The sequence below is a fragment of the Enterobacter cloacae complex sp. 342H5 genome (assembly GCF_050030905.1).
GTDB lineage: Bacteria > Pseudomonadota > Gammaproteobacteria > Enterobacterales > Enterobacteriaceae > Enterobacter > Enterobacter intestinihominis.
The window spans coordinates 4,506,366-4,528,131 of the sequence record NZ_JBLGVB010000001.1 but is presented as its reverse complement, the minus strand read 5'-3'; the positions used below and the strand labels follow the sequence as shown (position 1 = coordinate 4,528,131).

Below are 21,766 nucleotides of genomic sequence, written 5' to 3'. Positions count from 1 at the left end.
TAGATATGAACATGAAAAAACTGGCTACCCTGGTTTCTGCTGTCGCGCTGAGCGCAACCGTAAGTGCTAACGCCATGGCGAAGGACACCATCGCGCTGGTTGTCTCTACCCTGAACAACCCGTTCTTCGTCTCCCTGAAGGATGGCGCGCAGAAAGAAGCAGACAAACTGGGTTACAACCTGGTGGTGCTGGATTCTCAGAACAACCCGGCGAAAGAGCTGGCTAACGTTCAGGACTTAACCGTTCGTGGTACCAAAATCCTGCTGATCAACCCAACCGATTCCGACGCGGTCGGTAACGCCGTGAAGATGGCAAACCAGGCGAAGATCCCGGTAATCACCCTGGACCGTCAGGCGACCAAAGGCGACGTTGTTAGCCATATTGCGTCTGATAACGTACTGGGCGGTAAAATCGCCGGTGACTACATCGCGAAGAAAGCAGGTGAAGGCGCGAAAGTGATCGAGTTGCAGGGTATCGCCGGGACTTCCGCGGCCCGTGAACGTGGTGAAGGTTTCCAGCAGGCTGTAGCGGCGCACAAATTTAACGTGCTGGCGAGCCAGCCGGCAGACTTCGACCGTACAAAGGGTCTGAACGTCATGCAGAACCTGCTGACCGCGCATCCTGATGTGCAGGCGGTATTCGCACAGAACGACGAAATGGCGCTCGGTGCGCTGCGTGCGCTCCAGACTGCGGGTAAATCAGATGTGATGGTTGTCGGATTTGACGGCACGCCGGATGGTGAAAAAGCAGTAAATGATGGCAAACTGGCTGCGACCATTGCTCAGCTGCCTGAGCAGATTGGCGCGACTGGCGTGCAAACTGCCGATAAAGTGCTGAAGGGCGAAAAAGTTCAGGCCAAATATCCTGTTGACCTGAAACTGGTCATTAAGCAGTAAAGGCGATTCAGGCAGTCGCTGGCTGCCTGAGGGACACCAAATAAAAGAAAAGTGTGGCATACGCCACCGGGTAATACCGGTGGCGCTCTCAGATGGACACCTCAATACATGAAAACCGCAGGCAACCTCGTCGTCCTTGGCAGTATCAATGCCGATCACATTCTTAACCTTGAAACGTTCCCCACTCCGGGCGAAACCGTCACCGGCAATCAGTATCAGGTCGCGTTCGGCGGTAAGGGTGCAAACCAGGCAGTTGCCGCCGGACGCAGCGGGGCAAATATCGCGTTTATCGCCTGTACGGGTGATGACGATACCGGCGAGCGCGTACGCAAACAGCTGGCAAGCGACAACATCGACATCGCACCCGTCAGCGTGGTTGCAGGGGAATCTACCGGCGTGGCGCTGATTTTCGTCAATGCGGAAGGTGAGAATGTCATCGGTATTCATGCGGGGGCTAATGCCGCGTTAACGACTGAACGCGTCGAAGCGCAGCGTGGAATCATCGCCGGAGCGGAAGCTCTGCTGATGCAGCTGGAGTCACCGGTTGAAAGCGTGCTGGCCGCTGCGAAAATTGCGCATGAAAATCATACGTCTGTCGTACTTAACCCGGCGCCTGCCCGTGTATTATCAGACGAGCTGCTGGCGCTGGTGGATATCATCACCCCGAACGAAACCGAAGCGGAAAAGCTGACGGGTATCCGTGTCGAAAATGATGACGATGCCGCGCGTGCCGCGCTTGCGCTGCATGATAAAGGCATCGGCACCGTGATCATCACCCTCGGCAGCCGTGGGGTGTGGGCTAGCGTCAATGGCGAAGGCCGTCGCGTACCGGGCTTTAAGGTCAAAGCCATTGATACCATCGCCGCAGGTGACACCTTCAACGGTGCGCTGGTAACGGCGCTGCTGGAAGGAAAAGCAATGGATGACGCGATTCGCTTCGCGCATGCCGCCGCCGCGATTGCGGTGACGCGTAAAGGCGCTCAGCCTTCTGTTCCATGGCGTAAAGAGATTGATGAATTCTTAAGTCAGCAGGGGTAACGCTTGGCCACAATGAAAGATGTCGCCCGTATGGCGGGCGTTTCTACCTCGACTGTCTCCCACGTTATCAATAAGGATCGCTTCGTCAGCGAGGCGATTCGGGAGAAAGTTGACGCTGCAATTAAAGAACTCAACTATGCGCCGTCTGCGCTGGCCCGCAGCCTGAAGCTTAACCAGACGCGCACCATCGGCATGCTGATCACCGCCAGTACCAACCCTTTTTATTCTGAACTGGTGCGCGGCGTGGAGCGCAGCTGCTTCGAGCGCGGCTACAGCCTGGTGCTGTGCAATACCGAAGGCGATGAGCAGCGCATGAACCGAAACCTGGAGACGCTGATGCAAAAACGCGTCGACGGGCTGCTGCTGCTCTGTACCGAAACGCATCAACCCTCGAAAGAGATCATTCAGCGCTACCCTTCTATTCCTACGGTCATGATGGACTGGGCGCCGTTCGATGGCACCAGCGATCTGATCCAGGATAACTCGCTGCTGGGTGGCGATATGGCGACCCAGCATCTGATAGATAAAGGCCATACCCGCATCGCCTGTATTACCGGCCCGCTGGATAAAACACCGGCGCGCTTGCGTCTGGAAGGCTATCTTTCGGCCATGGAACGGGCGGGGCTTGCCATTCCTGATGGCTATCGCATCACCGGCGATTTCGAATTTAATGGTGGATTTGAAGCAATGCAGAAACTGCTGGCGCAAGAGCCGCGCCCGCAGGCGGTGTTTATCGGTAACGATGCGATGGCATTCGGAGCTTATCAGGCGCTGTATCAGGCGGGATTACGTGTTCCGGACGACATGGCGATCGTCGGTTATGATGATATCGAACTGGCGCGCTACATGACGCCGCCGCTGACCACCATTCATCAGCCGAAGGATGAACTGGGTGAGCTGGCCATCGATGTGTTGATCCACCGCATGGCTCAGCCCACGCTGCAACAGCAACGTTTGCAGCTTACTCCTGTTCTGATGGAACGCGGTTCGGTTTAGCCTTATCTTTATGACGCTCTTTAATCAGATTCCGGCCGTCTTTTGGTTTTAACAACATAAAGACCACCGCCGATACCACGGTAAGCGCGCCCATGGTGATAAAGGTATAGTGGAACTGCTCAACGGTATTTGTACCGTCAAACCCTTCATAAAACCGCAGTACCGCCGCGCTCACGGCAACCCCGAGGCTGATCGACAGCTGTTGAGTGACCGCCAGTACGCTGTTGCCGCTGCTGGCATTCTCGTCGGTGAGGTCCCCAAGGGTGATGGTGTTCATCGACGTAAACTGCGTCGACATGGCCATACCCAGCACAAACAGCGGCAGGATCAGCATCCAGATGGGTAACGCCGCAGATTGCAGGGAGAACTGCGCAATCATCAATCCAATAAAGATCGTCACGCCAACCAGCGTCTTACGATAGCCAAACCAGCGCAGCACCTGCGTGACCGTCGATTTTGCCAGAATTGAGCCCATCGCTGTGGGGGCCATCATGCAGCCAGCAATCAGGGCCGGATAGCCGAAACCGACCTGGAGCATCAGCGGCATCAGGAACGGTACGCAGCCCGTGCCCAGACGCGAGGCAATATTGCCCGCGATCCCGACGGAAAACGTTCGGGTGTTAAACAGAGATAAAGAGATAAGCGGTGTCGGATGGCGACGCGCATGACGGATATATAGAAGGAACAGCAGAATACCGCTAAGAATGATGGCCAGCGCCAGCCACGTCGCTACGATTTTCTCGCCAAACAGCTCCATCCCGCTGGAGAACAGGACCAGGCTCAGGCCAAACAGGAAGAAGCCGCCCATATCGAAGCTGCGTCGTGGTGTGGTGAAGTTCGGCATATATTTGCGGGCATAGATTAGCCCTGCCACACCAATCGGAATATTAATCAGGAAGATCCAGTGCCAGCTTGCCCAGGTCACCAGTACGCCGCCGAGAACCGGGCCAAGTATCGGGCCGACCAGCCCCGGCATAGTCACAAAGTTGAGCACCGGGAGCAGTTCGCTGCGCGGATAGGCGCGCAATAACGCCAGACGCGCGACGGGCATCATCATCGCGCCGCCTATCCCCTGTAGAACGCGGAAGATAACCAGTTCCGTCAGAGAGGTAGAAAGGGCGCAAGCCAGAGAACCGAGGGTGAACAGCGTCACCGCCAGCATAAACACTTTGCGCGTGCCGAAACGATCGGCCAGCCAGCCGCTGACCGGAATGAGCATCGCCACCGTCAGGGTATAACTGATGATGGCGGATTGCATCGCCAGTGGGGAGCGGTTAAGGCTTTGGGCTATTGCGGGAAGGGCGGTATTGAGGATAGTGGCATCCAGTGCCTGCATAAAGAACGCCATGGCTGCAATCCACGGCAATCCGGCCATACTGCGTGCTTTTTTCTCTGTCATTTATTTACCTGCTGGTGGGTTGGCGCGGCCAGCAACGCCTGGCACGCACTCAGGGCTCGCTGCCCGTCGCTTTCCTGAATGGCATCGACTATCGCCTGATGCAGATCCAGCTTCACCACCTCATCCTGTGTGATAGAGGCAAAGTAAGTGTGGTACACAGAATGGAATAAAGAAGCAAAGGAGGTCAGGAAAGGATTTCCGCTCATATTATAGATATGTTCATGCCAGGCCATATCGACTTCTATCCAGCGCTCGCGGTTAAAGTGCTTTTTCAGATCCACCATCTCTTCCATAAAAGTATTGAGCTGCGCTTTTTGCTCTGCTGTGCCGAGCGTGGCGGCAAGCAGACAGGCCTGAGGCTCAAGACTGCTGCGCATGACCAGAAAGTGATCGACGACCTGATTAAAGTTATCTTCGGTCATCCACCAGGTGAGTAACTCCTGATCGAGAAAGTTCCAGTTTCTCTGAGGCATAACGCGGGTGCCAATGCGCGGGCGTGGAAGCACCATCCCTTTCGCCGTTAATGTTTTTACCGCTTCGCGAACGGCGGTACGGCTTACACCAAACTGATCCCCCAGCTCCATCTCGCTGGGCAGGATGCTACCTGGGGCATATTTACCCGCTAAGATCAGCTGAGCCAGCTTTTCTGCCAGCACATAGGACAGGTTTTTTTGAGCTGCCAGCTGTTGTGCGCTTAATGGCATCGCTTTTATTCCTTAAATATTGATGCGGCTAATTATGCCATCTCAGGTGTGATTGTGGTTGCAGATACATCAATTAGAACAATTTGTAGCTTGATCTCATCGCTTTTGGTGAAAAAAAACACGGTCAGAAACTTTTTTTAAATTACCTCTTGTCACTTCAGAAGAACTCCCTATAATGCGCCTCCACTGACACGGAACAACGGCACGCAAGCCGCCGGGTCAGCAGAGAAAAGCAAAATAAACGCTTGACTCTGAAGCGGGAAAGCGTAATATGCACACCCCGCGCCGCAGCGAAAACGTAGCGGCACTGCTCTTTAACAATTTATCAGACAATCTGTGTGGGCACTCAAAGTGACATGGATTCTTAACGTCCTCGGACGAAAAATGAATACCAAGTCTCTGAGTGAACATACGTAATTCATTACGAAGTTTAATTCACGAGCATCAAACTTAAATTGAAGAGTTTGATCATGGCTCAGATTGAACGCTGGCGGCAGGCCTAACACATGCAAGTCGAACGGTAACAGGAAGCAGCTTGCTGCTTCGCTGACGAGTGGCGGACGGGTGAGTAATGTCTGGGAAACTGCCTGATGGAGGGGGATAACTACTGGAAACGGTAGCTAATACCGCATAACGTCGCAAGACCAAAGAGGGGGACCTTCGGGCCTCTTGCCATCGGATGTGCCCAGATGGGATTAGCTAGTAGGTGGGGTAACGGCTCACCTAGGCGACGATCCCTAGCTGGTCTGAGAGGATGACCAGCCACACTGGAACTGAGACACGGTCCAGACTCCTACGGGAGGCAGCAGTGGGGAATATTGCACAATGGGCGCAAGCCTGATGCAGCCATGCCGCGTGTATGAAGAAGGCCTTCGGGTTGTAAAGTACTTTCAGCGGGGAGGAAGGCGACAGGGTTAATAACCCTGTCGATTGACGTTACCCGCAGAAGAAGCACCGGCTAACTCCGTGCCAGCAGCCGCGGTAATACGGAGGGTGCAAGCGTTAATCGGAATTACTGGGCGTAAAGCGCACGCAGGCGGTCTGTCAAGTCGGATGTGAAATCCCCGGGCTCAACCTGGGAACTGCATTCGAAACTGGCAGGCTAGAGTCTTGTAGAGGGGGGTAGAATTCCAGGTGTAGCGGTGAAATGCGTAGAGATCTGGAGGAATACCGGTGGCGAAGGCGGCCCCCTGGACAAAGACTGACGCTCAGGTGCGAAAGCGTGGGGAGCAAACAGGATTAGATACCCTGGTAGTCCACGCCGTAAACGATGTCGACTTGGAGGTTGTGCCCTTGAGGCGTGGCTTCCGGAGCTAACGCGTTAAGTCGACCGCCTGGGGAGTACGGCCGCAAGGTTAAAACTCAAATGAATTGACGGGGGCCCGCACAAGCGGTGGAGCATGTGGTTTAATTCGATGCAACGCGAAGAACCTTACCTACTCTTGACATCCAGAGAACTTAGCAGAGATGCTTTGGTGCCTTCGGGAACTCTGAGACAGGTGCTGCATGGCTGTCGTCAGCTCGTGTTGTGAAATGTTGGGTTAAGTCCCGCAACGAGCGCAACCCTTATCCTTTGTTGCCAGCGGTCCGGCCGGGAACTCAAAGGAGACTGCCAGTGATAAACTGGAGGAAGGTGGGGATGACGTCAAGTCATCATGGCCCTTACGAGTAGGGCTACACACGTGCTACAATGGCGCATACAAAGAGAAGCGACCTCGCGAGAGCAAGCGGACCTCATAAAGTGCGTCGTAGTCCGGATTGGAGTCTGCAACTCGACTCCATGAAGTCGGAATCGCTAGTAATCGTGGATCAGAATGCCACGGTGAATACGTTCCCGGGCCTTGTACACACCGCCCGTCACACCATGGGAGTGGGTTGCAAAAGAAGTAGGTAGCTTAACCTTCGGGAGGGCGCTTACCACTTTGTGATTCATGACTGGGGTGAAGTCGTAACAAGGTAACCGTAGGGGAACCTGCGGTTGGATCACCTCCTTACCTTAAAGAACCTGCCTTTGTAGTGCTCACACAGATTGTCTGATGAAAAGTAAATAGCAAGGCGTCTTGCGATTGAGACTGTACGTCCCCTTCGTCTAGAGGCCCAGGACACCGCCCTTTCACGGCGGTAACAGGGGTTCGAATCCCCTAGGGGACGCCACTTGCTGGTTCGTGAGTGAAAGTCACCTGCCGTCATATCTCAAAACTGACTTGCGAGTCATGTTTGAGATATTTGCTCTTTAAAAATCTGGATCAAGCTGAAAATTGAAACGACACACAGCTCATGTGTGTTCGAGTCTCTCAAATTTTCGCAATCATGAAGTGAAACATCTTCGGGTTGTGAGGTTAAGCGACTAAGCGTACACGGTGGATGCCCTGGCAGTCAGAGGCGATGAAGGACGTGCTAATCTGCGAAAAGCGCCGGCGAGGTGATATGAACCTTTGACCCGGCGATGTCCGAATGGGGAAACCCAGTGCAATCCGTTGCACTATCGTTAACTGAATACATAGGTTAACGAGGCGAACCGGGGGAACTGAAACATCTAAGTACCCCGAGGAAAAGAAATCAACCGAGATTCCCCCAGTAGCGGCGAGCGAACGGGGAGCAGCCCGGAGTCTGAATCAGCTTGTGTGTTAGTGGAACGGTCTGGAAAGTCCGACGGTACAGGGTGATAGTCCCGTACACGAAAGCACACTTGCTGTGAACTCGAAGAGTAGGGCGGGACACGTGGTATCCTGTCTGAATATGGGGGGACCATCCTCCAAGGCTAAATACTCCTGACTGACCGATAGTGAACCAGTACCGTGAGGGAAAGGCGAAAAGAACCCCGGCGAGGGGAGTGAAAAAGAACCTGAAACCGTGTACGTACAAGCAGTGGGAGCCTCTTTATGGGGTGACTGCGTACCTTTTGTATAATGGGTCAGCGACTTATATTCTGTAGCAAGGTTAACCGTATAGGGGAGCCGAAGGGAAACCGAGTCTTAACTGGGCGTTAAGTTGCAGGGTATAGACCCGAAACCCGGTGATCTAGCCATGGGCAGGTTGAAGGTTGGGTAACACTAACTGGAGGACCGAACCGACTAATGTTGAAAAATTAGCGGATGACCTGTGGCTGGGGGTGAAAGGCCAATCAAACCGGGAGATAGCTGGTTCTCCCCGAAAGCTATTTAGGTAGCGCCTCGTGAACTCATCTTCGGGGGTAGAGCACTGTTTCGGCTAGGGGGCCATCCCGGCTTACCAACCCGATGCAAACTACGAATACCGAAGAATGTTATCACGGGAGACACACGGCGGGTGCTAACGTCCGTCGTGAAGAGGGAAACAACCCAGACCGCCAGCTAAGGTCCCAAAGTCATGGTTAAGTGGGAAACGATGTGGGAAGGCACAGACAGCCAGGATGTTGGCTTAGAAGCAGCCATCATTTAAAGAAAGCGTAATAGCTCACTGGTCGAGTCGGCCTGCGCGGAAGATGTAACGGGGCTAAACCATGCACCGAAGCTGCGGCAGCGACACTATGTGTTGTTGGGTAGGGGAGCGTTCTGTAAGCCGTTGAAGGTGTCCTGTGAGGGGTGCTGGAGGTATCAGAAGTGCGAATGCTGACATAAGTAACGATAAAGCGGGTGAAAAGCCCGCTCGCCGGAAGACCAAGGGTTCCTGTCCAACGTTAATCGGGGCAGGGTGAGTCGACCCCTAAGGCGAGGCCGAAAGGCGTAGTCGATGGGAAACAGGTTAATATTCCTGTACTTGGTGTTACTGCGAAGGGGGGACGGAGAAGGCTATGTCAGCCGGGCGACGGTTGTCCCGGTTTAAGCATGTAGGCGGAGGTTCCAGGTAAATCCGGTACCTTGTTAACGCTGAGGTGTGATGACGAGGCACTACGGTGCTGAAGTGATAAATGCCCTGCTTCCAGGAAAAGCCTCTAAGCATCAGGTAACACGAAATCGTACCCCAAACCGACACAGGTGGTCAGGTAGAGAATACCAAGGCGCTTGAGAGAACTCGGGTGAAGGAACTAGGCAAAATGGTGCCGTAACTTCGGGAGAAGGCACGCTGATATGTAGGTGAAGTCCCTGCGGACGGAGCTGAAATCAGTCGAAGATACCAGCTGGCTGCAACTGTTTATTAAAAACACAGCACTGTGCAAACACGAAAGTGGACGTATACGGTGTGACGCCTGCCCGGTGCCGGAAGGTTAATTGATGGGGTTAGCGGCAACGCGAAGCTCTTGATCGAAGCCCCGGTAAACGGCGGCCGTAACTATAACGGTCCTAAGGTAGCGAAATTCCTTGTCGGGTAAGTTCCGACCTGCACGAATGGCGTAATGATGGCCAGGCTGTCTCCACCCGAGACTCAGTGAAATTGAACTCGCTGTGAAGATGCAGTGTACCCGCGGCAAGACGGAAAGACCCCGTGAACCTTTACTATAGCTTGACACTGAACACTGGTCCTTGATGTGTAGGATAGGTGGGAGGCTTTGAAGCGTGGACGCCAGTCTGCGTGGAGCCAACCTTGAAATACCACCCTTTAATGGCTGGTGTTCTAACGTAGACCCGTAATCCGGGTTGCGGACAGTGTCTGGTGGGTAGTTTGACTGGGGCGGTCTCCTCCCAAAGAGTAACGGAGGAGCACGAAGGTTGGCTAATCCTGGTCGGACATCAGGAGGTTAGTGCAATGGCATAAGCCAGCTTGACTGCGAGCGTGACGGCGCGAGCAGGTGCGAAAGCAGGTCATAGTGATCCGGTGGTTCTGAATGGAAGGGCCATCGCTCAACGGATAAAAGGTACTCCGGGGATAACAGGCTGATACCGCCCAAGAGTTCATATCGACGGCGGTGTTTGGCACCTCGATGTCGGCTCATCACATCCTGGGGCTGAAGTAGGTCCCAAGGGTATGGCTGTTCGCCATTTAAAGTGGTACGCGAGCTGGGTTTAGAACGTCGTGAGACAGTTCGGTCCCTATCTGCCGTGGGCGCTGGAGAATTGAGGGGGGCTGCTCCTAGTACGAGAGGACCGGAGTGGACGCATCACTGGTGTTCGGGTTGTCATGCCAATGGCACTGCCCGGTAGCTAAATGCGGAAGAGATAAGTGCTGAAAGCATCTAAGCACGAAACTTGCCCCGAGATGAGTTCTCCCTGAGACTTTAAGTCTCCTGAAGGAACGTTGAAGACTACGACGTTGATAGGTCGGGTGTGTAAGCGCAGCGATGCGTTGAGCTAACCGATACTAATGAACCGTGAGGCTTAACCTTACAACGCCGAAGCTGTTTCGGCGAAGAGACAGACAATCAAATTTCAGCCTGATACAGATTAACAGAATTTGCCTGGCGGCTTTAGCGCGGTGGTCCCACCTGACCCCATGCCGAACTCAGAAGTGAAACGCCGTAGCGCCGATGGTAGTGTGGGGTCTCCCCATGTGAGAGTAGGGAACTGCCAGGCATCAAACAAGTGAAGAGGCCATCCGCAAGGATGGCCTTTTTGCGTTTATACGTCGAAAAACGGTAGGCCGGGTAAGGCGAAGCCGTCACCCGGCAGATTTCAGACTGCACACCACGCCAAAATAAACTCTGCAATCCCCTCCACATTATTCAAATCCAGAACCGGTACTTCCAGCGTCAACGCAGCGTCACTGGCCACAGCAATCACATGTTCATCCAGCGTTAACTCACTTACATCATGCCCGGCACCGTTTCTGAACAGCAGGATCTTCGCAACAGCCTCGTGCTTAAACCCCTCAACCAGCACCAGATCCAGCGTGGAATGATCCATCCGGCTGACAAGATAAGCGAGATCCAGCGGTGCTTCATCCGGAGTTTCTGTCATTAACGCCCAGCGCTGGTTACTCGCCACCATCGTTTGTGCAGCGCCAGCCTTACGCAGCTCATAGCTATCTTTCCCCGGCTTATCGACATCCATGTTATGGTGCGTGTGCTTAATCAATCCGGGACGAATACCTTTAGCGCAAAGTGCAGGTATCAGCTTTTTTAGCAGCGTAGTCTTCCCGGTGCCGCTCCAGGCAGAGATCGCTAATACGGGTATCATTTCTTCTCCTGCATCATCTGCAAATCTTCCGTCGTGTTTACATTCACAAACGCCGATTTCATGTCGCTGAAATCAACGGAATGCCCTCCCGACTGGCGCATAAATACCATGACGCGTCGCTCTCCTGCGGCCAGGTAATCTTCCAGCGCAGATATTAACGAGCGATTAATCAATGCGATCGTCGGATGGTCGCGTTCGCCGTCGTGTACCCAGACGACGGGAGCACCCTCGCACCGCTGCACCAGACGTTCAACCAGACAGGACGGGATGAAGGGCGTATCACATGAACAAAAGAGAAACCACTCTCCGTGCGACTGCTGCATAACGGAAAGCATTCCCGCCAGCGGGCCGGGGTAGTCCACAAGCTTATCCTGATAAACCGGATATCCACTGCGCTGATAAATATCAACATGTCGGTTAGCGCTGATCGCCATCGACGACACCTGATTTGCCAGGGTATCAGCAACATGCTGCCATAAGGGGGTGTTGTTCAGGAGCTGAAGACCTTTATCTTTTCCGCCCATTCGCGTTGCCCTGCCTCCGGCTAGAACGACCCCGATGATTTCCTGGCATTGATTCACGAATATCGCCTCTTTTATTGTGGGATTGACCCTGCTAACGTGTCTTTCTAAATGAAAGGAGCACTACCATGAAATGTAAACGTCTTAATGAAGTCATTGAGCTTCTCCAGCCGGCCTGGCAAAAAGAGCCAGAGCTGAATCTGATGCAATTTTTACAGAAACTGGCGAAAGAGTCAGGTTTTGATGGCGAACTGGCAGACCTTTCTGACGACATCCTGATCTACCACCTCAAAATGCGTGACTCGGCTAAAGATGCTGTTATTCCTGGTATTCAGAAAGATTATGAAGAGGATTTTAAAACCGCATTACTGCGCGCCCGAGGCGTAATTAAAGAGTAAAAGCTTGTAAGCGGAGCCACCGAAATCGCCACAAGATGATATCCTGAATCATTCGTATAATTTCCGGATGATCGGATGAACGACCAGGCTTTTACTTTCCAGACACTACACCCGGATACCATTATGGATGCGCTGTTCGAGCAGGGTATTCGGGTGGATTCCGGGTTAACCCCTTTAAACAGCTACGAAAACCGTGTCTACCAATTTCAGGACGAAGAGCGCCAGCGCTTTGTCGTAAAGTTTTACCGGCCACAGCGCTGGTCCGCAGAACAAATTCAGGAAGAGCATCAGTTTGCCCACGATCTGCTGGATGACGATGTTCCCGTTGCGGCACCGCTCAAATTTAATAACCAAACGCTGCTGACCCATCAGGGTTTTTACTACGCGGTATTTCCGAGCCTGGGCGGAAGACAGTTTGAGGCAGATAATATCGATCAGATGGAATGGGTTGCCCGTTATCTGGGGCGCATTCATCAGACGGGACGTAAAAAATCGTTTGTTGCCCGACCGACGATTGGTGTTCAGGAATATCTTATTGAGCCGCGAGAGGTATTCGAAACATCGGCGCTGATCCCAAAGGCGCTTAAGAATAATTTCCTCACGGCGACCGATAAGCTTATTGATGCTGTAAAAGCCTGCTGGCGGGATGATATTACCGCTCTACGCCTGCACGGTGACTGCCACGCCGGGAATATTCTCTGGCGCGACGGCCCGCTATTTGTCGATCTTGATGACGCTCGTATGGGACCTGCGGTGCAGGATCTGTGGATGCTGCTCAACGGTGATAAAGCCGAGCAGCGCATGCAGCTTGAGACCATAATTGAAGCTTATGAAGAATTTAGCCCCTTTAATTCAGACGAAATTGCCCTGATAGAGCCTTTACGTGCGATGCGATTTGTTTATTATCTCGCGTGGTTAATCAGGCGTTGGGAAGACCCGGCTTTTCCCCGAAATTTCCCCTGGCTTACCGGGGAGGATTACTGGCGCAACCAGATATCCACATTTACCGAGCAGGTTAAGGTTCTACAGGAACCCCCTCTGCAATTAACGCCGATGTATTAATTGGACACACCCAGGAGAGAGTTAATCATGAAAAAAATTTGGCTGGCGCTGGCTGGTATGATTCTGGCATTTAGCGCAACTGCTGCGCAGTTTACCGACGGCAAGCAGTACATTACGCTGGACAAGCCTGTAGCTGGCGAGCCTCAGGTGCTGGAGTTCTTCTCCTTCTACTGCCCGCACTGCTACGAGTTTGAGCAGGTACTTCATGTTTCTGACAACGTGAAGAAAAAGCTGCCGGAAGGCACCAAAATGACGAAATACCACGTTGAGTTCCTTGGCCCATTGGGTAAAGATTTGACTCAGGCATGGGCGGTTGCGATTGCGCTGGGTGTGGAAGATAAGATCACCGCGCCTATGTTTGAAGCCGTACAGAAAACCCAGACCGTACAAACTACGGCAGATATCCGTAAAGTGTTTGTTGATGCCGGTGTGAAAGGTGAAGACTACGACGCTGCCTGGAACAGTTTTGTGGTGAAATCTCTCGTGGCACAGCAGGAAAAAGCTGCCGCTGACTTCCAGTTGCAGGGCGTGCCAGCGATGTATGTTAACGGTAAATACCAGGTAAATATGCGTGGTATGGACACCACCAGTATGGATATCTTCGTACAACAGTACGCTGATACCGTGAAACACCTGGTTGAGATGAAGTAACAAACATAAAGAAAACGCCGGTCATTGACCGGCGTTTTTGTATGAAGATTTTAACTCCGCTATCTGTTCGTCTTTCTCTTTCCAGAGTGTATTGAGCCAAAGCTGGAAACGACGTTTGAAGTTTTTATCGTTAACGTAATCACCGTGCAGTTCCGTATCGATGGGCAACAGATCAACGCGGACTACGATACGCGTCAGCTTGCCGCTGAGCATATCGTAGAACGGCGTCCTGTCGTTTTCCGGATAGCAGAGCGTTACGTTCAACAATTTATCAAACTGCTCACCCAGCACGTTGAGGGCCATTGCGATACCCGCTGCCTTTGGCGGCAACAGGTGCTGATACGGAGAGCGAGTCTGCTGGCGCTTCTCTTCGGTAAAGCGCGAACCTTCGACGAAATTAACTATGGTGGTGGGATGCGCGCGAAACTTCTCGCAAGAACGGCGCGTAGTTTCCACGTCCATACCGCGGCGTTCCGGATGACGAATCAGATAGCTGCGTGAATAGCGTTTCATAAACGGCATATCCAGCGCCCAGCAGGCCAGACCAATGAAAGGCACCCATGCCAGTTGCTGTTTCAGAAAGTATTTGTTCATCGGAATATGTTTGCGAAACAGCACGCACAATACAACGATGTCGGCCCAGCTGTGATGATTGCAGATCAGCAGATACCAGTTCTTTTTATTCAGCTTCTCGAGGCCCTGAACGTCCCACTTTAACCAGGGGTTCAGATACAACAGGATCGCCAGCCCTTCACACCAGCAGTACATCATAAAATTACAAAAAGCAGACACTGCACGCCATACCGGAGGGACGGGCAGCAGGAGCTTAATTATTCCGGCAACGATGATTGGCACAGAACAGGCGATGGTAACCAGAATAGTTAAAATGACGCTTAGCAATAAGGTTATCGCAGCGAGTATTTTCGACATAATGAATTTTTTCAGATAGTTAGCTGTAATTAAGCAGCCGGCTATCCGGTGCTGGGCGCCGATCTTATCAGATATTGGCCCAGACCAGGGCGCTTTCACACGAAGAGGCTGCGGCTTTTCCTGCCATGCAGCGAAATTTTCTATATAGACAGGGTGCTTACGTCTTATATCCACATAGACTAAATAACCATCAGCGGGGTGGGATCTTAAGTGATCTAATTTCAACTAATTGATTTTATTTGATAAATAAGTTTTCAGTATCAGTTTTATAGAACTGTTATTCACCTGTATTAAAAATATGCACAAACTTATCCACAGTTTGTTTTTGCGAGCGATCTTCACGATCGCAAAATCTTTTTCTGTATAAAGCGCTAAAACCTGATGTTTTCATCCTTCTGTGGCATCCTTTACCCATAAATTAATTAAAGGCACGGACATTATGGTTCAGATCCCAGAAAACCCACTTATACTCGTCGATGGCTCTTCTTACCTTTATCGGGCGTATCATGCGTTTCCTCCTCTGACCAACAGCGCAGGGGAACCTACCGGCGCAATGTACGGCGTGCTGAATATGCTGCGCAGCCTGATTCTGCAATACCACCCAACCCATGCGGCCGTGGTGTTTGATGCGAAGGGGAAAACCTTCCGCGATGAATTATTTGAGCATTACAAATCTCACCGTCCTCCCATGCCTGACGATCTGCGTGCGCAGATTGAACCGCTGCACGCTATGGTCAAAGCGATGGGGCTGCCTTTGCTGGCTGTCTCGGGCGTTGAGGCTGACGACGTTATTGGCACCCTGGCGCGCGAAGCTGAAAAGGCTGGCCGTCCGGTGCTGATCAGTACCGGTGATAAAGACATGGCGCAGCTGGTAACACCTGGGATCACGCTGATTAATACCATGACCAACACCATTCTTGGCCCGGAAGAAGTGGTTGCCAAATATGGCGTGCCGCCAGAACTCATTATTGATTTCCTCGCCCTGATGGGGGATTCCTCGGATAACATCCCTGGCGTGCCGGGCGTGGGCGAAAAAACAGCTCAGGCGCTGCTGCAAGGGTTAGGTGGGTTGGATACGCTGTACGCTGAGTCCGACAAAATTGCCGGACTTACCTTCCGTGGTGCAAAAACCATGGCCGGAAAGCTCGCCGATAACAAAGAGGTGGCTTACCTCTCTTATCAGTTAGCCACCATCAAAACCGACGTCGAGCTGGAGCTTACCTGCGACCAGCTTGAAGTGCAGGAACCCGCCGCAGAAGAACTGCTTGGCCTGTTCAGAAAATACGAATTTAAACGCTGGACCACGGATGTCGAAGCCGGGAAATGGCTTCAGGCGAAAGGGGCAAAAGCTGCGGCGAAGCCGAAAGAAACTATCGTTGTCGATGCCGAAGAGCAGGCAGAAGAAGAAGCGGCAGCGCTCTCATTCGATAACTATGAAACCATCCTTGAGGAGTCGCAGCTCGTCGCCTGGATTGAAAAGCTGAAAAAAGCACCGGTATTTGCGTTCGATACCGAAACGGACAGTCTCGATAACATATCTGCCAATATGGTGGGCCTGTCATTCGCGACGGAGCCGGGTATGGCAGCCTATGTTCCGGTAGCGCATGACTATCTGGATGCGCCGGAGCAGATCTCGCGCGAGCGCACCTTAGAACTGCTGAAGCCGATTCTGGAAGACGAGAAAGCGCTGAAGGTCGGGCAAAACCTGAAGTACGACCGCGGTATTCTGCAAAACTACGGCATTGAACTGCGTGGTATCGCTTTTGACACCATGCTGGAATCTTACATTCTGGACAGCGTGGCGGGCCGCCATGATATGGATTCCTTATCCGATCGTTGGCTGAAACACAAAACCATCACCTTTGAAGAAATTGCCGGTAAGGGCAAAAATCAGCTGACCTTTAACCAGATCGCGCTGGAAGAAGCAGGCCGCTACGCCGCGGAAGACGCTGATGTTACGCTACAGCTGCATCTCAAAATGTGGCCGAAATTGCAGAAGCACGAAGGGCCGCTGAATGTTTTCCAGAACATTGAGATGCCGCTGGTGCCTGTGCTGTCCCGCATTGAGCGTAACGGCGTCAAAATCGACCCAACGGTGCTGCATAATCACTCTGGCGAGCTGGCGCAGCGCCTGACCGAGCTTGAACAGAAAGCGCATGAACTTGCTGGAGAGGCATTTAACCTGTCGTCACCGAAACAGCTGCAAACCATCCTGTTTGAAAAGCAGGGTATCAAACCGCTGAAGAAAACGCCGGGCGGCGCGCCTTCAACCTCTGAAGAGGTGCTGGAAGAGCTGGCGCTGGACTATCCGCTGCCAAAAGTTATCCTGCAGTACCGTGGTCTGGCCAAGCTGAAATCGACCTATACCGACAAACTGCCGTTGATGATCAACCCGAAAACGGGTCGCGTGCACACCTCCTATCACCAGGCTGTAGCGGCGACCGGGCGGCTTTCGTCAACCGATCCTAACCTGCAAAACATTCCGGTGCGTAATGAAGAGGGCCGCCGTATACGCCAGGCTTTCATTGCGCCAGAGGATTATCTGATTGTCTCCGCAGACTACTCGCAAATCGAACTGCGTATTATGGCGCACCTGTCGCGTGACAAAGGCCTGCTGACGGCATTTGCCGAAGGGAAGGATATCCACCGGGCGACAGCTGCCGAAGTGTTTGGCCTGCCGCTGGACAGCGTGACAAACGAACAGCGTCGTAGCGCTAAAGCGATTAACTTTGGCCTTATTTACGGCATGAGCGCATTTGGCCTTTCACGCCAGCTCAACATTCCGCGTAAAGAGTCGCAGAAGTATATGGATCTCTACTTTGAGCGCTATCCGGGCGTGCTGGAATATATGGAGCGTACCCGCGCGCAGGCGAAAGAGAAAGGCTACGTTGAAACGCTGGATGGCCGTCGTCTTTACCTTCCGGACATCAAATCCAGCAACGCCGCGCGCCGTGCTGGCGCTGAACGTGCTGCTATCAATGCCCCGATGCAGGGCACTGCGGCAGACATCATCAAACGCGCGATGATCGCCGTTGATGCCTGGCTGGAAAAAGAGAAACCGCGCGTGAAAATGATCATGCAGGTACACGATGAACTGGTATTTGAAGTCCATAAAGACGACCTGGAAAAGGTCTCTCAGAAGATCCATGAACTGATGGAAAACAGCATGAAGCTGGACGTTCCGTTGCTGGTGGAAGTGGGTAGCGGCGAAAACTGGGATCAGGCTCACTAAGCGTTATCGGAATAACGCGCGTTTTATGTAAGTAAGCAACATAAGTACGCGCGTTTTGTGACGATCATTAGAATTCCCTATGTAAAGAATGAAAAAAAACTACAAAAAGTGCTTTTTCAAGAGACAAAAAAAGAGTAGAGTTAACGACGTAGGGTACAGAGGTAAGATGTTCTATCTTTCAGACCTTTTACTTCACGTAATCGGATTTGGCTGAATATTTTAGCCGCCCCAGTCAGTAATGACTGGGGCGTTTTTTATTGCGGGAAGGAAAGTTCCGGGCGAAAAAAACGCGGTCATCGCCGCGCCTGTTGTTACTCTGCTTCCGCTTCTGTCGCCGGTTCCAGATCGTTAAACCAGCTGTCTAGCTTCTGTCGCAGTTTGTCCACACCCTGCTTTTTCAGCGAGGAGAACGGTTCAACCTGTACATCACCGTTGAATGCCAGCACCGCTTCACGCACCTTGTTCACCTGCGCCTTGCGCGCGCCGCTCGCCAGCTTATCCGCTTTTGTCAGCAGCACCAGCACCGCAATATCGCTTGCCACCGCCCAGTCAATCATCTGCTGGTCGAGATCTTTTAGCGGGTGTCGAATATCCATCAGCACCACCAGACCTTTCAGACACAGGCGTTTTTCCAGGTATTCACCCAGCGCGCGCTGCCATTTGATCTTCATCTCTTCCGGTACCTGCGCGTAACCGTAGCCCGGTAAATCGACCAGGCGTTTGCCTTCAGCCACTTCAAACAGGTTAATCAGCTGAGTACGGCCAGGTGTTTTTGAGGTACGCGCCAGGTTTTTCTTATTGGTCAGCGTATTCAGGGCGCTGGATTTTCCCGCATTGGAGCGGCCAGCAAATGCCACTTCAATCCCTGTGTCTGAGGGCAGGTGGCGAATATCGGGCGCACTGGTGACAAAATGCGTCTGTTGGTAGTTCCAGGTAGTCACGTGGTCGTCTCCAAAAATCGTAATCTGCGGGGGATTATACCTGAATGCGGGCAAAAGGCTTTTCCCTTCGTCATTGACGTGTAAGTGAAAGCCCTACGGAATGTAAGAGATCTGCCCTTAAGCGTATGAGAAATTTAAGAGAAATCGCAGGCGCTAAAAAACTCAAAATATTAAAATTCAAAGAGTTATTAATGAGTAATTATCTGAAAATCCGGTTTAGTACCTTTTCGTTGCTTGTTAGTTTAAGAGAACAAGGTAAAGTGTGCGTCAAGGCGAGGATGCCAGCAGGAAAACGACTTAAGGATAAGGGTCAGGAGCGCCAGGAGGCGAAGACTCAGGATTGTCAGGACGACCGGCGCCTGGAGGCGTTTTTAACAGGAAACGGAACCGTATCACGGACGGTAGTAGCCAAGGGATAAACAGGGTTTGTTGAAGGCAAACAGGGAATGTCTGACCCGTTAAGGGTTGTGAGTCAGGAAAAAAGGCGACAGATTGCTCTGTCGCCTTTTTTCTTTGCTTGCTTTCTGCTAGATTTCGCCGCAATTCTATACTGAAGAAAACGACTTAAAGATAAAACATCATGAAAAAACCGACCTCCGCTGCGGGCGCGAAACGCCCTGCAAAAGCACGCCGCAAAACGCGCGAAGAACTGAATCAGGAAGCGCGCGATCGCAAACGCGATAAAAAGCATCGTGGCCATACTGCGGGTAGCCGTGCTAACGGTGGCGGTGCCGCAGGCGCTTCTGCAAAAGGCAAACAGCAGAAAGATCCTCGTATCGGCAGTAAAACTCCCATTCCACTGGGCGTGACAGACACGCCGGTCACTAAGCAGCACAAACCAAAGAGCGAGAAACCTATGCTTTCACCGCAGGCTGAGCTGGATATGCTGGAGAACGATGAGCGCCTGGATGCGCTGCTGGAACGTCTTGAAGAGGGTGAAACCCTGACCGCTGAAGAGCAGTCCTGGGTAGATGCCAAACTGGATCGCATTGATGAACTGATGCAGAAGCTGGGTCTGTCCTACGATGATGAAGAAGACGAAGAGGAAGACGAAAAGCAGGAAGATATGATGCGTCTGCTGAAAGGTGGAAACTAACATTTGCACCCGGCAGGTACACTCGTCCTGCTTATAACCCTTCCGGTTATATGTTATCTGGTGTGGTTATTCGTTAAACTACGGCGGTTGTCGCGGCGACAGAAGTGGCTGCGCACCCGAATGATGGCCCGCAACGGGACCAGAACGGGCCGCCGTATACGAACGCGACACCAACGGAAGGAGTGAGCATGTCTGTACCATCTATCGACTGGGATTTGGCCCTGATCCAGAAATATAACTATTCCGGGCCGCGTTATACCTCATACCCCACCGCGCTGGAGTTTTCTGACGCTTTCGGCGAGGCGGATTTTCAGCAAGCTGTGGCGCGCTATCCCGAGCGCCCGCTGTCGCTCTACGTCCATATTCCGTTCTGCCACAAGCTCTGCTACTTCTGCGGCTGCAATAAGATCGTTACCCGCCAGCAGCACAAAGCCGATCAATACCTCGATGCGCTTGAACAGGAAATTCTGCACCGCGCACCGCTGTTTAAAGGCCGTCACGTCAGCCAGCTTCACTGGGGCGGCGGTACGCCAACTTATCTGAACAAAGCGCAGATCAGCCGCCTGATGGCGCTTCTGCGCGGCAGTTTCAGTTTTAACGACGACGCTGAAATTTCGATCGAGGTCGATCCGCGTGAAATCGAGCTGGATGTGCTGGATCATTTACGCGCCGAAGGCTTCAACCGCCTGAGTATGGGCGTACAGGACTTCAACAAAGAAGTGCAGCGCCTGGTCAACCGGGAGCAGGACGAAGCGTTTATCTTTGCCTTACTCAACCATGCGCGTGAGATCGGCTTTACCTCAACGAATATAGACCTGATTTACGGCCTGCCGAAGCAGACGCCGGAGAGCTTCGCCTACACGCTTAAACGCGTGGCTGAGCTCAACCCGGACCGTCTGAGCGTCTTTAACTATGCGCACCTGCCGTCGCTGTTCGCCGCGCAGCGCAAAATCAAAGATGCGGATCTGCCTTCCGCCCAGCAGAAGCTGGACATTTTGCAGGAGACCATCGCCTCGCTGACCGAAACCGGCTATCAGTTTATCGGGATGGATCACTTTGCCCGCCCTGACGACGAACTGGCGATTGCCCAGCGCGAAGGTGTTCTCCATCGTAACTTCCAGGGATACACCACCCAGGGAGATACCGATCTGTTCGGAATGGGTGTCTCCGCTATCAGCATGATTGGCGACTGCTACGCCCAGAACCAAAAAGAGCTGAAGCTGTATTACCAGCAGGTTGATGAAACGGGCAACGCGCTGTGGCGCGGCATTGCGTTAACGCGCGACGACTGCATCCGTCGTGATGTGATTAAGGCGCTTATCTGCAACTTCCGTCTCGAATTCCGCGAGGTGGAGTCGCAATGGGATCTGCAATTCAGCGATTACTTTGCCGAAGACCTGAAGCTTCTGGCGCCGCTGGCGAAGGACGGGCTGGTGGATGTGTCGGAGAGCGCGGTGGTCGTCACGCCGAAGGGGCGTCTGTTGATTCGTAATATCTGCATGTGCTTCGATGCCTATCTGCGCCAGAAAGCGCGTTTACAGCAGTTCTCGCGCGTGATTTAAGTTGCAATGCCGGGAGGCGCTTCGCTTACCCGGCCTACAACTCGCACTTATGTAGGCCGGGTAAGGCGAAGCCGCCACCCGGCTTTTCATCGACAGCTCGTTAGCTAAACAGCCCAACCAGTGCCGCACACAATACCGCCGCAACGGCAGTTTGTGGCGTGTGGCTTTCTGCTGCACCGCTCGAAAGCAAGGTCACTAATGATTCCAGCATGATGCACCCCTCCAGTTTCCGGGCACGATCATACAAAACTCATCGGAACAGTAAAGCGCAAAATAACGGCACTTTGCGCTCAATTAGTAACCTTTAC

At 52.7% G+C, this 21,766-nt stretch carries 17 protein-coding genes, 1 tRNA gene and 3 rRNA genes; 14 read left to right on the top strand and 7 right to left on the bottom strand.

All coding sequences use genetic code 11. From position 1 onward, the window contains the following. Window positions 1-5: 5 nt before the first annotated feature. From rbsB to rbsR, 3 genes are all read left to right on the top strand, one after another. On the top strand, window positions 6-896 hold the full coding sequence (gene rbsB / locus ACQG03_RS21595; RefSeq protein ID WP_003862397.1) for a ribose ABC transporter substrate-binding protein RbsB: 891 nt from the start codon (window positions 6-8) through the stop codon (window positions 894-896). Window positions 897-1,004: 108 nt separating this feature from the next. Then, the gene (gene rbsK / locus ACQG03_RS21590; protein WP_003862399.1) at window positions 1,005-1,934 is read left to right on the top strand and encodes a ribokinase; all 930 of its coding nucleotides are present in this window, start codon (window positions 1,005-1,007) and stop codon (window positions 1,932-1,934) included. A 3-nt stretch (window positions 1,935-1,937) separates the two neighbouring features. Continuing rightward, window positions 1,938-2,930: a ribose operon transcriptional repressor RbsR gene (rbsR, locus tag ACQG03_RS21585; RefSeq protein WP_072202236.1), complete on the top strand. Its 993-nt coding sequence runs from the start codon at window positions 1,938-1,940 to the stop codon at window positions 2,928-2,930. Here rbsR and mdtD read toward each other — a convergent pair. Next, on the bottom strand, window positions 2,896-4,329 hold the full coding sequence (mdtD, locus tag ACQG03_RS21580; protein ID WP_022649863.1) for a multidrug transporter subunit MdtD: 1,434 nt from the start codon (window positions 4,327-4,329) through the stop codon (window positions 2,896-2,898). The two genes, rbsR and mdtD, sit on opposite strands and share 35 nt — an antisense overlap. Next, window positions 4,326-5,033 (bottom strand): FadR/GntR family transcriptional regulator, encoded by a 708-nt coding sequence (locus tag ACQG03_RS21575; protein WP_063163999.1) that lies wholly within the window; start codon window positions 5,031-5,033, stop codon window positions 4,326-4,328. The genes mdtD and ACQG03_RS21575 overlap by 4 nt, the downstream gene beginning before the upstream one ends. 452 nt (window positions 5,034-5,485) lie before the next feature. Between ACQG03_RS21575 and ACQG03_RS21570 the strand changes: the two genes are divergently transcribed. From ACQG03_RS21570 to rrf, 4 genes are all read left to right on the top strand, one after another. Next, window positions 5,486-7,027, top strand: a 16S ribosomal RNA gene (locus ACQG03_RS21570). An 84-nt stretch (window positions 7,028-7,111) separates the two neighbouring features. Beyond that, window positions 7,112-7,187: transfer RNA gene (locus tag ACQG03_RS21565), tRNA-Glu, on the top strand. Window positions 7,188-7,370: 183 nt separating this feature from the next. Then, a 23S ribosomal RNA gene (locus tag ACQG03_RS21560) occupies window positions 7,371-10,275 on the top strand. 71 nt (window positions 10,276-10,346) lie between these two features. Next, window positions 10,347-10,462, top strand: a 5S ribosomal RNA gene (gene rrf, locus ACQG03_RS21555). The 16S, 23S and 5S rRNA genes sit together here with 1 tRNA gene alongside, the layout of an rRNA operon. Window positions 10,463-10,561: 99 nt before the next feature. Here rrf and mobB read toward each other — a convergent pair. Continuing rightward, complete coding sequence (mobB, locus tag ACQG03_RS21550; protein WP_022649861.1) at window positions 10,562-11,065, bottom strand: molybdopterin-guanine dinucleotide biosynthesis protein MobB; 504 nt, start codon at window positions 11,063-11,065, stop codon at window positions 10,562-10,564. Continuing rightward, on the bottom strand, window positions 11,062-11,646 hold the full coding sequence (mobA, locus tag ACQG03_RS21545; RefSeq protein ID WP_022649860.1) for a molybdenum cofactor guanylyltransferase MobA: 585 nt from the start codon (window positions 11,644-11,646) through the stop codon (window positions 11,062-11,064). Before mobA ends, mobB begins: the two co-directional genes overlap by 4 nt. 68 nt (window positions 11,647-11,714) lie before the next feature. Between mobA and ACQG03_RS21540 the strand changes: the two genes are divergently transcribed. The 3 genes from ACQG03_RS21540 to dsbA all read left to right on the top strand — a co-directional run bounded on the left by ACQG03_RS21540 (window position 11,715) and on the right by dsbA (window position 13,697). Next, a complete protein-coding gene (locus ACQG03_RS21540) occupies window positions 11,715-11,984 on the top strand; it encodes a YihD family protein (protein WP_003861904.1) in 270 nt (89 codons plus the stop codon). A gap of 75 nt (window positions 11,985-12,059) precedes the next feature. Beyond that, on the top strand, window positions 12,060-13,046 hold the full coding sequence (locus tag ACQG03_RS21535; protein ID WP_063163776.1) for a serine/threonine protein kinase: 987 nt from the start codon (window positions 12,060-12,062) through the stop codon (window positions 13,044-13,046). A gap of 27 nt (window positions 13,047-13,073) precedes the next feature. Next, window positions 13,074-13,697: a thiol:disulfide interchange protein DsbA gene (dsbA, locus tag ACQG03_RS21530; protein ID WP_022649858.1), complete on the top strand. Its 624-nt coding sequence runs from the start codon at window positions 13,074-13,076 to the stop codon at window positions 13,695-13,697. Window positions 13,698-13,718: 21 nt separating this feature from the next. Here the strand turns inward: dsbA and ACQG03_RS21525 are convergent, their stop codons facing one another. Further along, on the bottom strand, window positions 13,719-14,627 hold the full coding sequence (locus ACQG03_RS21525; protein ID WP_022649857.1) for an acyltransferase: 909 nt from the start codon (window positions 14,625-14,627) through the stop codon (window positions 13,719-13,721). Window positions 14,628-15,066: 439 nt separating this feature from the next. Here ACQG03_RS21525 and polA point away from each other — a divergent pair, with 439 nt between their 5' ends. After that, window positions 15,067-17,859: a DNA polymerase I gene (gene polA / locus ACQG03_RS21520; protein WP_022649856.1), complete on the top strand. Its 2,793-nt coding sequence runs from the start codon at window positions 15,067-15,069 to the stop codon at window positions 17,857-17,859. A 311-nt stretch (window positions 17,860-18,170) separates the two neighbouring features. Here the strand turns inward: polA and yihA are convergent, their stop codons facing one another. Further along, window positions 18,171-18,800: a ribosome biogenesis GTP-binding protein YihA/YsxC gene (gene yihA, locus ACQG03_RS21515; RefSeq protein ID WP_063163778.1), complete on the bottom strand. Its 630-nt coding sequence runs from the start codon at window positions 18,798-18,800 to the stop codon at window positions 18,171-18,173. Between the two features lie 125 nt (window positions 18,801-18,925). Here yihA and ACQG03_RS21510 point away from each other — a divergent pair, with 125 nt between their 5' ends. The 3 genes from ACQG03_RS21510 (at window position 18,926) to hemN (ending at window position 21,458) form a co-directional block, all read left to right on the top strand. Next, complete coding sequence (locus tag ACQG03_RS21510) at window positions 18,926-19,219, top strand: hypothetical protein (RefSeq protein WP_100248969.1); 294 nt, start codon at window positions 18,926-18,928, stop codon at window positions 19,217-19,219. Window positions 19,220-19,380: 161 nt separating this feature from the next. Then, window positions 19,381-19,896 carry a Der GTPase-activating protein YihI gene (yihI, locus tag ACQG03_RS21505; RefSeq protein WP_022649854.1) on the top strand — a complete coding sequence of 172 codons (516 nt, stop codon included), beginning with the start codon at window positions 19,381-19,383 and terminating at the stop codon, window positions 19,894-19,896. Window positions 19,897-20,084: 188 nt separating this feature from the next. After that, a complete protein-coding gene (gene hemN / locus ACQG03_RS21500; protein ID WP_063163775.1) occupies window positions 20,085-21,458 on the top strand; it encodes an oxygen-independent coproporphyrinogen III oxidase in 1,374 nt (457 codons plus the stop codon). A gap of 100 nt (window positions 21,459-21,558) precedes the next feature. On the opposite strand, the gene ACQG03_RS21495 is transcribed toward hemN, so the two are convergent. Next, window positions 21,559-21,669: a YshB family small membrane protein gene (locus tag ACQG03_RS21495; protein WP_017382667.1), complete on the bottom strand. Its 111-nt coding sequence runs from the start codon at window positions 21,667-21,669 to the stop codon at window positions 21,559-21,561. Between the last annotated feature and the right edge of the window lie 97 nt (window positions 21,670-21,766).

Bases quoted from the DNA above. Each gene is read 5' to 3' on its own strand.
- rbsB (WP_003862397.1), top strand. From the start codon at position 6: ATGAACATGAAAAAACTGGCTACCCTGGTTTCTGCTGTCGCGCTGAGC.
- rbsK (WP_003862399.1), top strand. From the start codon at position 1,005: ATGAAAACCGCAGGCAACCTCGTCGTCCTTGGCAGTATCAATGCCGAT.
- mdtD (WP_022649863.1), bottom strand. From the start codon at position 4,329: ATGACAGAGAAAAAAGCACGCAGTATGGCCGGATTGCCGTGGATTGCA.
- ACQG03_RS21575 (WP_063163999.1), bottom strand. From the start codon at position 5,033: ATGCCATTAAGCGCACAACAGCTGGCAGCTCAAAAAAACCTGTCCTAT.
- mobB (WP_022649861.1), bottom strand. From the start codon at position 11,065: ATGATACCCGTATTAGCGATCTCTGCCTGGAGCGGCACCGGGAAGACT.
- ACQG03_RS21540 (WP_003861904.1), top strand. From the start codon at position 11,715: ATGAAATGTAAACGTCTTAATGAAGTCATTGAGCTTCTCCAGCCGGCC.
- ACQG03_RS21535 (WP_063163776.1), top strand. From the start codon at position 12,060: ATGAACGACCAGGCTTTTACTTTCCAGACACTACACCCGGATACCATT.
- dsbA (WP_022649858.1), top strand. From the start codon at position 13,074: ATGAAAAAAATTTGGCTGGCGCTGGCTGGTATGATTCTGGCATTTAGC.
- ACQG03_RS21525 (WP_022649857.1), bottom strand. From the start codon at position 14,627: ATGTCGAAAATACTCGCTGCGATAACCTTATTGCTAAGCGTCATTTTA.
- polA (WP_022649856.1), top strand. From the start codon at position 15,067: ATGGTTCAGATCCCAGAAAACCCACTTATACTCGTCGATGGCTCTTCT.
- ACQG03_RS21510 (WP_100248969.1), top strand. From the start codon at position 18,926: ATGAGAAATTTAAGAGAAATCGCAGGCGCTAAAAAACTCAAAATATTA.
- yihI (WP_022649854.1), top strand. From the start codon at position 19,381: ATGAAAAAACCGACCTCCGCTGCGGGCGCGAAACGCCCTGCAAAAGCA.
- hemN (WP_063163775.1), top strand. From the start codon at position 20,085: ATGTCTGTACCATCTATCGACTGGGATTTGGCCCTGATCCAGAAATAT.
- ACQG03_RS21495 (WP_017382667.1), bottom strand. From the start codon at position 21,669: ATGCTGGAATCATTAGTGACCTTGCTTTCGAGCGGTGCAGCAGAAAGC.